The 15286-nt window shown below is 57.6% G+C and carries 9 protein-coding genes, 1 tRNA gene and 2 pseudogenes; 10 read left to right on the top strand and 2 right to left on the bottom strand.

Annotated features, from left to right (window positions below; all coding sequences use genetic code 11):
• Positions 1-263: 263 nt before the first annotated feature.
• A complete protein-coding gene (locus tag ACR2TX_RS24555; protein ID WP_077729303.1) occupies positions 264-989 on the bottom strand; it encodes an ABC transporter ATP-binding protein in 726 nt (241 codons plus the stop codon).
• On the opposite strand from ACR2TX_RS24555, the gene ACR2TX_RS24550 reads away from it, so the two are divergent.
• The 4 genes and pseudogenes from ACR2TX_RS24550 (at position 988) to ACR2TX_RS24535 (ending at position 3902) form a co-directional block, all read left to right on the top strand.
• On the top strand, positions 988-1590 hold the full coding sequence (locus ACR2TX_RS24550; protein ID WP_077729304.1) for an arylesterase: 603 nt from the start codon (positions 988-990) through the stop codon (positions 1588-1590). The genes ACR2TX_RS24555 and ACR2TX_RS24550 overlap by 2 nt on opposite strands.
• An 84-nt stretch (positions 1591-1674) precedes the next feature.
• Positions 1675-2049 carry a HopJ type III effector protein gene (locus ACR2TX_RS24545; RefSeq protein ID WP_077729305.1) on the top strand — a complete coding sequence of 125 codons (375 nt, stop codon included), beginning with the start codon at positions 1675-1677 and terminating at the stop codon, positions 2047-2049.
• A 436-nt stretch (positions 2050-2485) separates the two neighbouring features.
• Positions 2486-3318 (top strand): annotated as a pseudogene (locus ACR2TX_RS24540) (IS5 family transposase).
• Positions 3319-3650: 332 nt separating this feature from the next.
• Positions 3651-3902: a hypothetical protein gene (locus ACR2TX_RS24535; RefSeq protein ID WP_077729306.1), complete on the top strand. Its 252-nt coding sequence runs from the start codon at positions 3651-3653 to the stop codon at positions 3900-3902.
• Between the two features lie 326 nt (positions 3903-4228).
• On the opposite strand, the gene ppsR is transcribed toward ACR2TX_RS24535, so the two are convergent.
• Entirely contained in the window at positions 4229-5047 is an 819-nt protein-coding gene (ppsR, locus tag ACR2TX_RS24530; protein WP_077729308.1) for a posphoenolpyruvate synthetase regulatory kinase/phosphorylase PpsR, read from the bottom strand.
• A gap of 114 nt (positions 5048-5161) precedes the next feature.
• On the opposite strand from ppsR, the gene ppsA reads away from it, so the two are divergent.
• The 6 genes and pseudogenes from ppsA (at position 5162) to ACR2TX_RS24500 (ending at position 15272) form a co-directional block, all read left to right on the top strand.
• Positions 5162-7522 (top strand): phosphoenolpyruvate synthase, encoded by a 2361-nt coding sequence (gene ppsA, locus ACR2TX_RS24525; RefSeq protein ID WP_434130919.1) that lies wholly within the window; start codon positions 5162-5164, stop codon positions 7520-7522.
• A 52-nt stretch (positions 7523-7574) separates the two neighbouring features.
• Positions 7575-7665 (top strand) — tRNA-Ser (locus ACR2TX_RS24520).
• A gap of 588 nt (positions 7666-8253) precedes the next feature.
• A pseudogene (locus tag ACR2TX_RS24515) lies at positions 8254-11019 on the top strand (type I restriction-modification enzyme R subunit C-terminal domain-containing protein).
• A complete protein-coding gene (locus ACR2TX_RS24510) occupies positions 11016-12773 on the top strand; it encodes a restriction endonuclease subunit S (RefSeq protein ID WP_434130917.1) in 1758 nt (585 codons plus the stop codon). Before ACR2TX_RS24515 ends, ACR2TX_RS24510 begins: the two are co-directional and overlap by 4 nt.
• Positions 12774-12778: 5 nt before the next feature.
• On the top strand, positions 12779-14479 hold the full coding sequence (locus tag ACR2TX_RS24505) for an AAA family ATPase (protein ID WP_434130915.1): 1701 nt from the start codon (positions 12779-12781) through the stop codon (positions 14477-14479).
• 61 nt (positions 14480-14540) lie between these two features.
• On the top strand, positions 14541-15272 hold the full coding sequence (locus tag ACR2TX_RS24500; protein ID WP_434130913.1) for a hypothetical protein: 732 nt from the start codon (positions 14541-14543) through the stop codon (positions 15270-15272).
• Positions 15273-15286 lie beyond the last annotated feature (14 nt).

Here is a 15286-nt window from a genome sequence, read left to right as displayed (position 1 = left end):
CGGCAGGGAGTGCCGGAATCCAGAGGCCAAGGATGGCCTGCCCTCTACGTCCTTGTAACCTGGACCCCGGCAGTCCCAATCGCAAACGGGCCTTTAGTCGGCCCCTTCCATGCCGGGGTGACGATGTGGTTTGACTTTCGTTACGAACAGTAAGTACAGGTTGTCGGGGCGCACCTAACCCACCCTACCATGGGCTGATAGAGTACTCCCGTATCGCGCCGCATGGTCGGCGGCACAAATACGCCGGAATACGCTGCGGTAGGTCAACTCTCCGCCGAATATCCCACGATGCGGCCGCTATCCAGGCGGATCAAGCGTTCGCAGCGGGAAGCCAGGGTTTCGTCGTGGGTGACCAGAACCAGCGTGGTGCCTTTCTCGCGGTTCAGCTCGAACAGCAATTCGATAACGGTCCGGCCGGTATTGCTGTCCAGATTGCCGGTAGGCTCGTCTGCGAACAGAATTTTCGGTTCGGTGACGAAAGCCCGCGCCAGCGCGACGCGCTGCTGTTCGCCCCCCGAGAGCTGCCGCGGATAATGCTTGAACCGGTGGCTCAGGCCGACCCGTTCGAGCATGGCAAGGCTGCGGAGCCGGGCCTCGTCGCCGGCACCGGCCAGTTCCATGGGGAGCATGACGTTCTCCAGTGCGGTCAGATTGGGAAGAAGCTGGAACGACTGGAATACGAAACCGACATACTCGCTGCGGAGCCGCGCCCGGCCGTCTTCGTCCATATCGGTGAGGCAGGATCCCGCGAGCCAGATGCGGCCCGAAGAAGGTAGATCGAGGCCGGCCAGAAGGCCGAGCAAGGTCGATTTGCCCGATCCCGAAGCGCCGACGATGGCCAAGGTTTCTCTCGGTTTGATCGAGAGGTCGACTGCTGTCAATATATCTAGCCGACCGTCCGCCGTCGTGACGTGTTTGCCGAGATTCTCCGTTCGAATGACGAATTCCGCGTCGATATCCTCCAACGCACCGATCTGCTCCTGTGTCATGCGAAAACTGTTGTTATCCTTCATTTTCCTCGTGTTGCCGGGATTGTGTCAGGCAAAAACCGTTCTTGTTCTCGGCGATAGTATCAGTGCCGGGTATGGTTTGGAAAAGATAGACCACGGCTGGGTGGCTATGTTGCAGGAGGCGGCGCGGCCGCTTGGCGCCGAGGTCGTGAACGCCAGTATTTCCGGCGAGACGAGCGCCGGCGGCCTTGCCCGGATCGACGAGCTTCTTCGTCGGCACCGGCCGACCGTGGTGATACTCGAACTCGGCGCCAACGACGGTTTGCGCGGGCTTTCGCCCAAGCAGCTGGAAGCCAACCTGAGCGAAATGACCGTCCGCTCCAAGGCCGCCGGTGCCGAGGTATTGCTGCTCGGCATGAAGATACCGCCGAACTATGGCAAGCGTTACGCCGACCTTTTTCGGAATGTCTTCCACCGGGTCGCCGAGACCCACGATACGGCGTTCGTGCCGTTTCTTCTGGAAGGCGTCGGCGGTCAAGACCATTTGATGCAGGCGGACGGCCTGCATCCCAATCGCGAGGCTCAGGCGATCCTGTTTCGCCAGGTTTGGGACAAGCTGGAGCCGATGCTCGCCCGTTAAGCTCTGAATTTGCGACCGTCTGCGGTCTCTACGTGACGGTCCTCCATACGTGATCCAATAAGGTTCGTTTTCTTTATCACCGACATGATTACATCGTTAGAAGCATTCATCGCCAAAATCAAGCAATGCCAGCCGGTCGCCTTCAAAGAAAGCATCGACGTCATCGGGCAATATTACGATTATCGGCCAACCCGCTTTACCAACGGTCTGGCTGATAACCGGGTGGTCAACGAACCGGGGAGCAACGAAGGTTCCTGCAAGATTTTCTATTTCGGCCGGCTGCACGGGTTATCCGAGAAAGAGACTCTGGCGCTGTTCGGCGAGCATTACGTCGAAGTGCTGTCGAACCCGAACGGCGAAAGCCACAAGAACATCAGAACCTTCATGCAGTGCGGATGGCCTGGAATCACCTTCGACGGCGAAGCTTTGGTTCGAAGATCGCCGGATCGCAGTGCGTGATGAGAGGGGACGAAAGCGGGGTCCCCGCCGGCGCGCTTTTCACCACGGCGTAGTGGTATGGATCGGGAAGCCGCCTCGTACGCCCGAAATGTAGAACTTATAGGATGGGCTGAGCGAAGTGACAAATCGGCAGGATAGCCGATATGCACGGCAAAGCCGCCCATAGGGTGCCGGACAGGGGTTGTCCGGAATGAGCCCCATCCTTCGCGATCGATGCCTGTCCTGAGCCGAGCCGAAGGGTCTGTCCTGAGCCCCGTCGAAGGGCGCCTCGTTCCTCAGCAAATCCTATGAACTTTCCGCCACGGTACGGCGGAGCGGGCTGGAAAGCCGTTCCCGGCCAAGGAAAATGTAGGCCGGAATAAGAGCCTATCCCAGTAGGAACAAAAGCGTGATGAGCGACCTCTAATGCCGAAATTTCGAGTCAAGAGGGGCTCTTATGGGACTGGTGACGAAAGATGATGGCTGGCGCATTCCGGATGAGCTGTGGGAACGGATGGAACCGCTCTTGCCGCCGCGTAAACCGCATCCGCTCGGGTGCCATAACCCGCGGGTGCCGGACCGACAGGCGATGAATGCGATCTTGTTTGTGCTCCGGACCGGGTGTCAGTGGAATGCGCTGAACGCCACCGGGATTTGCTCCAGCAGTTCGGCCCATCGCCGCTTTGTCGAGTGGACCGAAGCCGGGGTGTTCCAGGCGTTCTGGCGCGAAGGACTGCTGACTTATGATGCGTTGAAGGGCTTGGACTGGTCGTGGTTGGCCATGGATGGGGCCATGACGAAAGCGCCGTTGGCGGGTTCAAAAAAACGGGACCGAATCCGACCGACCGGGGCAAACAAGGTGCGAAGCGAAGCCTGTTAACCGATGGCGCGGGCCTGCCGCTGAGTGTGGTGATTGCCGGCGCCAATCGGCACGACCTGAAGCTGGCGCGGTCCACCTTGGCGGCCATCGGCGTCCCGCGCCCTGTACCCACGCCGGAGCAGCCGCAAGGCTTGTGCCTGGACAAAGGCTATGACTATGACGAGGTGAGGGACTTGGCCAAGGCCTTTCAGTTTACCGCTCACATTCGAGCGCGCGGTGAGGAGGCCGAAGCGATCAAGAAGGAAGCCGGTTTCAAGGCGCGGCGCTGGGTGGTCGAACGGACCCACAGCTGGCTCAACCGATTCCGCCGGATTTTGATCCGCTGGGAAAAACGAACCGACACCTATCTTGCCATGCTGCACTTGGCCTGCGGCATCATTACTTGGCGGGCAACGGGTCTACTGGGATAGGCTCTTAGAGCCTATCCCAGTAGGCCGTTCGCCCTGAGCTTGTCGAAGGGTTTCTTGAGCCTACTGGGATAGGCTCTAAGTCGTAGGTCGACAATCATTTGCCGACGACCGTGCGCAACGCCATTGATGGATCTGGGAGGGAGGCGGCCGCCCGATTTCGGCGCGCGCCTCGGCGGCGGTCGTTGTCCTGCGCCGTATCCCGTCGTCTAGTTTCATCGAATGAATTGTTGTTTAATCCGAACGCTTTGCCCGCATATGCTGTCAAAAGCCCGTTTTCCCTAGATTTTTTCCGGAAATTCCGGTGCCATACCGAAACATCGTTGGAGAGTTTTATGCTGATTTTTTTCAAGAGCCTAGTGGCCCTCTCGATATTGATTTTTATCGTCGGGCTGATTAAACCGAAATGGATTCTATTCTGGATGAAGCAACCGGATCGTCTGATAGCCACCTCGGTGGGCTTGCTGCTGTTCATGGCGTCGTGGACCGGGATCGCCAAGCTGACCTTGAAGCCGAAGGCTCCTCAGGCGGTACAGCATTCGGAGCGGTCTGTCGACGAGCAGAATACTTTGCAGTTGGGGCGTTGAGGGTTCGGCAGCTGTTATCGTGCCGTGCCGTTATCGTTTCTCGCCCTCCTTTGCAGCCAAATAGCTTACTGCGGCTTCCGCCACGGAATGGTTACTCGGTCTGATCAGTTTATTAATCAGGCCCGTAAATACCCTCCCGGTATTTACGGGCCGCCGCCCAGGCCGGTACACGCTTAGGCTTGGGCTCGCGCGGCTTGTCGCCGCGCTAAGGAAACCCTGCCCCGGATTACCCCGGCCTATGTTTATAGGCCGGGGTAATAATCAACGATACGGCCGCGCCGATCCGGGGCTATGGTGCCGGAGGTAAGTCCGCGACCTGGCCCCGTTTACCACCGCATTCGTTGCAGACCAGCACGGTGAAGTATGTTGGCGGCGATTTCTTCCACCGACATGGTCGAAGTATCTAAGTAAGGAATTCCCGCTGCTTGGAACAGCCCGTCCGCAGCGCGGATTTCATTTCGACATTGTTCGAGAGAGGCGTAGCGGCTTCCGGGTCTTCGTTCTTCTCTGAGCTGATGTAGGCGTTCCGGATTCATGGTCAGACCGAACAGCCGCTCGCGGTGCTTCCGTAGATTGGATGGCAGCCCGGAAAGATTCAGGTCCTCCTCGGTCAAGGGATAGTTGGCGGCCTTGATGCCGTAGTGCAGGGCGAGAAACAGGCTGGCCGGGGTTTTTCCCGAGCGTGAAACCCCGACGAGAATGATGTCGGCTTTGTCGTAAGCGTCGACGCCGATGCCATCGTCGCAATCGATGGCAAATCTCAGAGCTTCCACGCGCCCCCGGCCCAGAGCCGCATTGCCCAAGCCGTGGGCCCGTCCGATCGCTTGGGCGGACGGCTGTCCGAGCGCCGTTTCCATGCGATCGAGAAAGGCTTCGAAAAGATCGAATACCACGGCTTCGCTGCGTTCCAATATTTGACGAAGATGATCGTCGGTCAGCGTACTGAACACCAGCGGCGCTTGTCCGTCCCGGGCAAATGCGTCGGCGATGCGCCGGCACGTGTCTATCGCCTTGGCTTCGCAATCGACGAAAGGCTGGGTGACGCGTTCGAACGTGACGGTCTCGAACTGGCTCAAGAGACTCCGTCCGAAGGTCTCGGCGGTGATGGCCGTGTGATCGGATACGAAGAAGACGGTGCGTTTCATGCTTTTCTTACCATGCCGGGTGGATTCCCATAGAATACTGAATTCGAACGCAGGAAGCTTGTGAAAGGGCCGCGGCGCATCGCAAGCTCTCGGCAACTATACGGGGTAATTTCGATGAACGAATACGTGGTTTGGTTCGACGCTTTGGGAATGGACGATGTAGGGCGCGTAGGCGGCAAGAATGCCTCGCTCGGCGAAATGATCAGCCAGCTTTCCGAGGCGGGCGTCACGGTACCCGACGGTTTCGCCACCACGGCCGAAGCGTATCGGGATTTTCTCGCTCAGAACGGGCTCGACCGACGCATCTGGGCGGAACTGGACCGGCTCGACGTTGATAACGTCACGGCGCTGGCGCGCGCGGGCGACACCATCCGCCAGTGGATCATGAACATACCTTTTACCCCCGAACTGGAAAAAGCCATCACGGAAGCTTACCGCCAACTGGCCGGCGAGTCCCCGAAGGAGTTTTCCGTGGCCGTGCGCTCCTCTGCCACGGCGGAAGATCTTCCGACGGCGTCGTTCGCCGGGCAGCAGGAAACCTACCTCAACGTGCAAGGCCTGGACGGCGTGCTCCGGGCGGTCAAGCAGGTTTTTGCCTCGCTTTTCAACGACCGGGCCATCGCCTATCGCGTGCACCAAGGCTTCGAGCACCGCAAGGTATTATTGTCCGCCGGCGTGCAGCGGATGGTGCGCAGCGATCTCGCCGCGAGCGGCGTGATTTTCACCCTGGATACCGAATCGGGCTTCCGCGATGCCGTTTTCGTGACTTCGAGCTATGGCCTCGGCGAAATGGTGGTGCAGGGCGCGGTCGATCCTGACGAGTTCTACGTCTACAAGCCGTCTCTCGCGGCCGGAAAATCGGCAGTGCTGCGCCGCAGCCTCGGCAAGAAAGCCGTCAAGATGATTTACGACCCCGCCAAATCCGTGGTCACCGTCGACACGCGCGAAGAGGACCGGCAGCGGTTTTCCGTCACCGATCAGGAAGCGGAAGAGTTGGCGCGGCTCTCGGTGCGCATCGAACAGCATTACAAGAGGCCCATGGACATCGAATGGGCCAAGGACGGACTCGACGGCCGCCTCTATATTCTCCAGGCCCGGCCGGAGACGGTGCAAAGCCGCGTCACGCGCGAGATGGAGCGCTATCGGCTCAAGCAGAAGGGCAAGGTGCTGGCCGAAGGCCGCAGCGTTGGACATCGCATCGGCAAGGGGTGCGCCAAAGTCATCGCCAGCGTGTCGCAGATGGATCTGGTGCAGCCGGGCGACGTGCTGGTGACCGACATGACCGATCCCGATTGGGAGCCGATCATGAAAAGAGCCAGCGCCATCGTCACCAATCGCGGCGGGCGGACCTGCCACGCGGCGATCATCGCCCGCGAGCTCGGCATTCCCGCGGTCGTCGGCTGCGGCGACGCCACCCGCAAGATCCAGCGCGATACCATGGTCACCGTCTCTTGCGCCGAAGGCGATACCGGTTACATCTATCAGGGCGAACTGCCCTACGAAGTCAGCAAGGTCAACTTGGACGAGATGCCCAAGCTGCCGGTCAAGCTCATGATGAACGTGGCCAACCCGGAGCGCGCTTTCGCCTTTTCCGCGCTGCCGAACGACGGCGTCGGCCTGGCCCGGCTCGAATTCGTCATCGCGCGGACCATCGGTGTTCATCCGAAAGCCTTGCTCGAATACGAGCGCCAGCCGGCCGAGTTGCAGCAGGCGATCCGCGAGCGCATCGCCGGTTATCGCGATCCGGTGAGTTTTTATGTCGACAAGCTGGCGGAAGGCATCGCCATGATCGCCGCCGCTTTCGCGCCCAAGCCGGTGATCGTCAGGACCTCGGACTTCAAGACCAACGAGTACGCCAATCTCCTGGGCGGTAAAGCCTACGAGCCGAACGAAGAAAATCCCATGATCGGTTTTCGCGGCGCCTCGCGTTATGTGGACGACTCATTCCGTGACTGCTTCGAGCTGGAATGCCGCGCCTTGAAAAAGGTGCGCGAGGACATGGGGCTGGAGAACGTCTGGGTCATGATTCCCTTCGTGCGCACTTTGGACGAGGCGCGCGGAGTCGCCGAGCTGCTCCAGCGCTTCGGCTTGCCGCGCGGGGTGAACGGGCTCAAATGGATCATGATGTGCGAAATTCCCTCGAATCCCTTGCTGGCCGACGAGTTCCTGCAAATCTTCGACGGCTTCTCCATCGGTTCCAACGATCTGACCCAGCTCACCCTGGGCATAGACCGCGACTCCGGGTTGGTCGCGGGAGGCTTCGACGAGCGCAACCCGGCGGTCAAGGCGCTCATCCGCCAGGCCATCCAGGCCTGCCGCAAGCACGGCAAATATATCGGTATCTGCGGACAGGGGCCGTCCGATCATCCCGACCTCGCTCGCTGGCTGCTGGACGAAGGCATCGAGAGCTTGTCCCTCAATCCGGACACCGTGGTCGAGACCTGGATGTTTTTGGCCGGGAATAACGTCGGTTGAGTATCGAGGAGGCTGACAACCGCCGGATTTTCAATTAAAATGCCACGTTTTCGGAGAGATGGCCGAGTGGTCGAAGGCGCACGACTGGAAATCGTGTATACGGCAAAACCGTATCGAGGGTTCGAATCCCTCTCTCTCCGCCAATCATAGAAACCGAAGGCGTTCGGTGAAATCCGGAAAACCCGCGAGTCATAAGGCTTGGCGGGTTTTTTGTTGTCTGGAGGTTTTCGGTGGGGGCCATTTCAGGTCGAACAATGCGAGCACTATAACAATCGTCCAGACATCTGGACACGCCACCTGGATTTGCCAGTGAAGTTCCTAGGGTTAAAGCGAGCGTCTGACCTTGGGCGATCGAGTAAATAAGAAGAACCTTACTCCTTTATCATTCCAATTCATGGCGCTATGCCGAGAAGGGGGTGGCCTCGCTGCCAAGTACGCGTCTAAAACACGTCTATCGTCCTAAAGGTAACCAGAAGAACCACACTGCCGTGGAGTCGAACCGACTTGAATGGCAAAATTCTGGTGCAAGCTCGTGGGGAAGGGGAAAATTACAGCATTTTCGGTTCGCATTTACGGCGTAGAGGCGAATTTTTTCGCCTCCGTTGCTTTGAATGCGCAAGTGAATTCGCCTCTACACTCGATATGAAAATGCTCTAATGCCGCGCCGCAATGCAGCCCGGTGGCATTCAAAGCGGCTATTTTAATAACAACAATTCATTGGGGAGGGGAGTGTGACGCCTGAAGCCAAGGCTCGCCAGGAGATCGACCGCCATTTGGTCCAAGCCGGTTGGATCATTCAAGACCTGGGCGCCATGAACTTGGGCGCAGCGATGGGGGTGGCGATTCGGGAATACCCCACGGATACCGGTCCTGCCGATTACGTGCTGTTCATCGACCGGAAGCCCGTGGGCGTTATCGAGGCGAAGCCGCAGCCCACCATTCTTACTTTCATTGAGGACCAGACCGCCCGCTACGCCGCCAGCAAGCTGAAGTGGTTCGTCGATCATCAGCCCTTGCCTTTTCTCTACGAGAGCACCGGCTCGGTGACGCGATTCACCGACGCTCGCGACCCGGCGCCACGTTCGCGGGAGGTATTCCAGTTCTTCCGTCCCGAAACGTTCAAGTTCTGGCTGGCCGAGGGCGCATCGCTACGCGCCCGCCTGCAAAGCGAATTTCCGCCCTTGCTCTCGGATCGCTTGCGCGATTGCCAGTTCAAAGCCGTTCAGGGTCTGGAAGCCTCTTTCGCCGCCGCTCATCCGCATGCCCTGATTCAAATGGCGACGGGGGCCGGCAAGACTTATACTGCGATCACTGCGGCTTACCGCCTGCTGCACCATGCCAGGGCCAAGCGGATATTGTTCCTGGTGGATACCCGCAACCTGGGCGTGCAGGCTCACCAGGAATTCGCTGCCTACAGGCCCCCGGACGACCCGCGCCATTTCACCGAGCTCTATCCGGTGCAACGCGTTGGTGGGGCCGGCATCGACCCTGCCGCGAAGGTTTGCATCTGCACCATTCAGCGCCTGTGCTCCCTGCTGAAAGGCGAACCGCTGGACGAATCGGCCGAAGACATTTCCCCGGCTGAGTATCGTCCCGCGAATGCCGAGCCCCGGCCCGTGGTCTACAACCCGGCCATTCCGGTGGAAACCTTCGATTTCATCATCATCGATGAGTGCCACCGATCCATTTACAACCTCTGGAAACAAGTGCTCGACTATTTCGACGCCTTTCTGATCGGCCTGACCGCCACGCCCGACAAGCGCACCTTCGGTTTTTTCAATGAAAACGTCGTTAGCGAGTACAGCTACGAGCAATCCGTGGCCGATGGCGTAAACGTCCCTTACAGCGAATACCTCATCGAAACCGCCACCACCAGGAAGGGGGCCAAGGTCAAGGCCGGCGAGTGGATCGACCGGCGCGACCGCCTCACCCGCAAGAAGCGCTGGCAGCAGCAGGACGAAGACGAGGAATACACCGGCAAGGACCTGGACCGTTCGGTCGCCAACCCCAGCCAGATCCGTCACGTCATCCAGGCCATGAAGCGGGCTGTGGAATCCGAACTCTTCCCGCGCCGCAAGGAAGTACCGAAAACCCTGATCTTCGCCAAGACCGACAGCCACGCCGATGACATCATCCAGATCGTGCGCGAGGTATACGGGGAAGGAAACGCCTTCTGCAAGAAAGTCACCTATGGCGTGAAGGACGAAGATCCGCAGTCCGTGCTTTCCCAGTTCCGCAACGAGTACAACCCGCGCATTGCCGTCACGGTGGACATGATCGCCACCGGCACTGACGTGAAACCGATCGAGGTTCTGCTCTTTATGAGGGACGTGCGCAGCAGGAATTACTATGAGCAGATGAGAGGCCGGGGCGTGCGCAGCCTGGGCTTCGAGGACCTGCGCAAGGTCACGCCCAGCGCCGAATACGCCAAGGACGGCTTCGTGCTGATCGACGCGGTGGGCGTCACGAAGTCCCTCAAGACCGACAGCCGTCCCATCGAGCGTCTGCCGCGAGCATCGCTTAAGGACCTGCTGCAAAACATCGCCGCCGGCACCCGCGGCGACGAGACCGTGCTGTCTCTCGCCAATCGCCTGCTGCGCTTAGACAAGCGGCTGGACGACAAGGCCCGCGCCCGCATCGTCAAGGAGTCCGGCGGGACTTCCTTGGCCGAATTGGCCCGGAATCTGTTGTTGGCGGTGGATCCCGACCGAGCGGCAGCGGAAGCCAAACGGCAACACCAGCTTGCCAGCGAGGACGACGCGACGCCGGAGCAACTTCAAGCCGCCCGCGATGCCTTGGTATTCGAAGCCTGCAAGCCCTTCGACAGACCCGAGTTGCGGCAGGTCATCGAGGCGGTACGACTGGAGCGGGACCAGCTCATCGACACCGTCAATCTCGATCATGTCACCTTCCAGGGCTTCGGCGCGGAAGCCGAGGCCATGGCGGAGCAGGTGATCGCCAGCTTCAAAGCCTTCATCGATTAGCACAAGGACGAAATCGCCGCGCTCGGTTTTTTCTACGCGCAGCCCTACCAGCGCCGGGCGCTGACGTTCGATATCGTCGAGGAATTGCACGAGGCCCTGTCCCGTCCGCCACTGCTGCTGACCAATGAAAAGCTGTGGAGCGCCTACCAGCGGGTGCAGCAGAGCCAAGTGAAAGGGGCCGAGCTCAAGCGCCGGCTGACGGACATCGTGGCCCTGGTGCGTTTCGCCATCGGCCTGGATTCCGAACTCCGGCCTTTCGCCGAGCAAGTGGACAGCCGTTTCAAGGATTGGATATTCCGCCACAACGCCCGGCGCGGCCAGGCTTTCACCGAGGAGCAAACCGCGTGGCTGCGGCAGATCAAGGATCACATCGCCGCCAATTGTGCGGTGGAGCGAAGTGACCTAGACTACGCGCCTTTTGCTAACCGCGGCGGATTGGCCGGCGCGTGGAAAGTGTTCGGGCCGGAGTTGGATGAATTGATGAGTGAGATGAATCGGGAGTTGGTGGCGTGAGCGCCGGCTGGTTGCATATCCCATTTTGCGAGCTTCCTCTAGCTTCAGGGAACGGTATTAACCCATCTGAATTCCCTGATGAGCAGTTTGAGCTTTATAGTGTGCCGTCTTTCGAGTCTGGCAGTCCTGAAGTCGTCACCGGGAGCGAAATCGGCTCCAACAAGCAGACCGTTTCTGAGGGGATGGTCCTATTATGCAAGATAAACCCAAGAATTAACCGTACTTGGGTTGTGCAACCGGGAACAAAAAGAAGGCAAATAGCTTCAACCGAGTGGATAGTATTTGATCGCTGCTCGGTGCTCGTTCCAGAATATTTGATGTACTTCATGCGACAAACGAAGTTCCGCGATTTTCTAGCGGGTAATGCTTCGGGTGTTGGAGGTTCGCTTATGCGAATTAAGCCAGCAACCTTTGCAAATTATCCGTTTCAGATGCCAGGGCCTCGCACGCAAAAGACCATTGTCAATAAACTCGAAGAATTATTCTCCGAACTAGATGCTGGCATCGCTGAACTCCAAGCTGCCAAAGTCAAACTCTCGCTCTATCGCAAATCCCTGCTGAAATCCGCCGTCGAAGGCAGGCTTACGCAGGCTTGGCGGGAGCAGCGACACGTACAGGCCGATGCCGGTGGCCCGCCACCTGAAACAGGGGAACAACTGTTACAGCGCATCCTTAAGGAACGCCGCCGGCGCTGGGAAGAAAAGCAACTCGCCAAGTACGAGGCCCAAGGAAAAAAGCCGCCCGAGAAATGGCGCGACCGATACCCGGAGCCGGTCGAGCCGGATACGAGTACGTTGCAAGAATTGCCGGAGGGATGGTGTTGGGCGACTCTCGATCAAGTTGGCGAGATTGTTTCTGGCGTCGCCAAGGGTACCAAATACAAGGAGGGAACCATTCTTCAAGAAGTGCCTTACTTGCGCGTTGCCAATGTCCAGCGCGGATATCTCGATCTTAAACAGGTTAAGACAATTCTTGCCTCTGAAAGGGAAATTGAAGACCTTGCCTTGCAGAATGGAGACATTTTGTTCAACGAAGGCGGCGATCTCGATAAACTCGGACGTGGCTGGGTTTGGGAAAGGCAGTTAGCGGTTTGTATTCACCAGAACCATGTTTTTCGCGTACGGCTTTTTATCGATGAAATTTCTTCGAAATTCGTCTCCCATCACGGCAACAGCTTTGGACAGCAATGGTTTATCCAAGGCGGCAAGCAAACTACGAATCTTGCTTCAATAAACTTATCGACATTGCGAACCTTTCCGGTGCCTCTGCCTTCTGTTGAAGAGCAGCGAGAAATCATGAACATCTTAGACGAAGCAAATAGACAGCTTGAGATTCAGGAATTTGAGATTAACGAAAAGTTACTTCTGTGCGAAGCCCAGCGGCAAAACATTCTGAGCAGTGCATTTGCCGGAAAGCTGGTACCGCAAAACCCCGAAGACGAACCCGCGAGTCTCTTGCTTGAACGCATCCGTCGAGCTCGTGAAGAAAGAGAAGCCGAACCCCGCCCCAGAAGAGTCCTCCGACCCAAGAAAGAAGCAGGAGAGCGCGTGAAACCCATACTCGAAGTGTTGCCCGATTCCGGCGAAGCCATGAGCGCTGCCGATTTGCTCAGTGGTTGCGGCTTGGATGGCGCCAACACGGCCGCGGACATCGAGGCGTTCTACATCGAGCTTCGCGACCTTTATAAGCAGAAAGCCGTCTCGATCGAGCGCCGGGATACCCAGGACTACGTGTCCCGCGTCGTGACGCCGTAGCCGTTATGCGTCTCGACAAGCTCTGGATCAAGCGCTTCAAGAACCTCAGCGAGGTCGAGATCGACTTTTCGGAAGGCGATTGGGTGACGGTGGTCATCGGCTGGAACGGCACCGGCAAGTCGAACGTCCTGGAAGCCCTGGTTCTGATTTTCCGTGACCTCGATTTGGGCAAACCCAAACCGCCTTTCGCGTATAAGCTTGAATATCGTTGCCGGGGCCAGCGCATCGCGATCGACGCCGATCCAGACCGCATCGGCGAACCCTACATCATTCGGGTCTACGAAAGTGATCCGGACACCATGCAAAAATCCGCCGCTCCAGAGCAGGTTCCTTTGTTCACGTCGGCCGAACACAACTCAGCGGCACCGCCGGGCCAGGACATCAAATATTCCCGCTTCAGGCAGGAAAAAAACAAATACCTGCCGAATTACGTGTTCGGCTATTACTCCGGTCCCAGCAACCGTTTGGAAAGGCATTTCGACGAACATCAAAAGCGTTTTTACGATGATTTGCTGGCAGGCGAAGATAGCCCTATGCGGCCCTTGTTCTATGCGCGGCCGATTCATAGCCAGTTCGTTTTGCTCGCCTTCATGCTCAAGCAAGATGATGCCGTTCAGGGCTTTTTGAGTGATTATCTGGGTATTGATCCCAACGGCGGCATTGACTCGGTACTATTTGTTCTACATAACAAACCGAGCTGGGCAAAGAAAAAAACAGACCCGACTGGAAAAGGAGATAAGCGATTTTGGTTTGCGAGAGGTGTAGTTCAACGATTTTTAGACCGTTTATATGAAATATCTCTTGCACCCATTCGCTTGAACCATAAGGTAACGCTTGATTTTCGGCGTAAGGAAACAAACGAACACCTCTATCTTTTCGTCCGAGATACCGAATCGCTTCGAACCCTGCTCAATGACTTGCCGCCGCACGAGTTTTTCAAGGAGCTGGAAAGCACCTATATCTCCGAATTGATCGCCGAGGTCCGTATCCGGGTGAAGCTGAGCAAAAATGCCGGTGCGGTGGAGTTCCGGGAACTTTCGGAAGGCGAGCAGCAGCTTTTGACGGTGCTGGGATTGCTGCGGTTCACCGCGGAACAGGAAAGCCTGTTCCTGCTGGATGAACCGGATACGCATTTGAATCCGCGTTGGGCGATGGATTATCTGGAATTTCTCGAAAAGTTTGTCGGCACCGACGAACAAACCCGAAAGTCCAGCCATGTCGTTCTGACCACGCATAACCCCTTGGCGATTGCGGCTTTGAATGCCAAGCAAGTGCAAATCCTTACCCGCGAGCCGGACAGCCAGAAGGTTGCCGCATCCCGTCCTTCCATAGACCCACGCGGGATGGGGTTCGCGGGAATCCTGACCAGCGATATGTTCGGGCTTCCGGCCACGGTGGATAAACCCACCTTAAAGCTGCTGGAGGATCAGCGCAAGATCGCCGCCAAGGGTGAAAGCCTCAGCGAGGAGGACAAAAAGGAACTGGAAAAGCTGAACGCCCAGCTCGAAAGCCTGGGTTTTCGTTTCGAAATGCGCGACCCGGTTTTCACCGAATACCTGAAACTCAGGCATGAATTATTGGAAGCGGAGGTGGGGACAGAAGGGGCAGGTGCGAGGACGCTGGATAAATCCAATCCCCGTGCAATGGAACTCATCAAGCGGGCCGTGGAGCGAGCCAAGGAGCGGGCAAGAAAGGAACAAAAATAAACAATGGTTTATGAGAAGACGTGATATTCGCCATATAAATCCTTCCGAAGATTGGCGAAAAATGGCCGAAGAAGCAAAAGAATCTGTCACCAACGGTGAAAAGCCCGCAGATTATTCCGAAGTCTGGTCTGCCTTGAAGAAGGAGCTTAAGGATCTTTCGCACGGCAAATGCTGGTACTGTGAGGCGCGGCAAATACGATCGGACAACGCCGTGGATCATTTCCGGCCGAAGGCCAAGTACCCCTGGCTTGCCTTTTCGGTACGCAATTTTCGGTTTTCCTGCACCTTTTGCAATTCGCGACGGACAAACCCGGAAACCGGCGAAGTCGAAGGGAAAGGCGATTTCTTCCCGCTGCTGGATGGCTGTAGCCAAGCAACCTGTGCAGAGGAACTAGACGCCGAGCGGCCGGTGTTGCTGGACCCGTGCAGTCCAAGAGATCCCGGTCTTTTAGACTTCCGGGCCGACGGGACTCCTTGCCCGGCGTATTCGGAAGATTCAATTTGCGAATATCGAGTAAGGGAATCCGTCAAGCTTTATCACCTTGACCACCCTGAATTGAATGAGCAGCGCCGGCTGCTGGCGCTCAACCTCGAACGTTGGGTCAAACAAGCGGACAAGCTGCACAAGCGCCTCGATACCGGAGACATGGACATCGAGAATGCCTATTTGGGATTTATGGAAGACTTGGCCCAAGCGCTTGAGGACAGTGCCGAACTCTCCATTTTTGCCCGACGAATTCTCAAAATGCACAGGGAAAAGCCCTGTGTTGAAATGCTGTTAGATTGCGTATAGACACGAATGGATGC

Origin of the sequence: Methylocaldum sp. GT1BB, assembly GCF_051027545.1 — a bacterium.
GTDB lineage: Bacteria > Pseudomonadota > Gammaproteobacteria > Methylococcales > Methylococcaceae > Methylocaldum.
The sequence above is the reverse complement of the archived record's forward strand: the minus strand, read 5'-3'. Positions and strand labels throughout refer to the sequence as shown.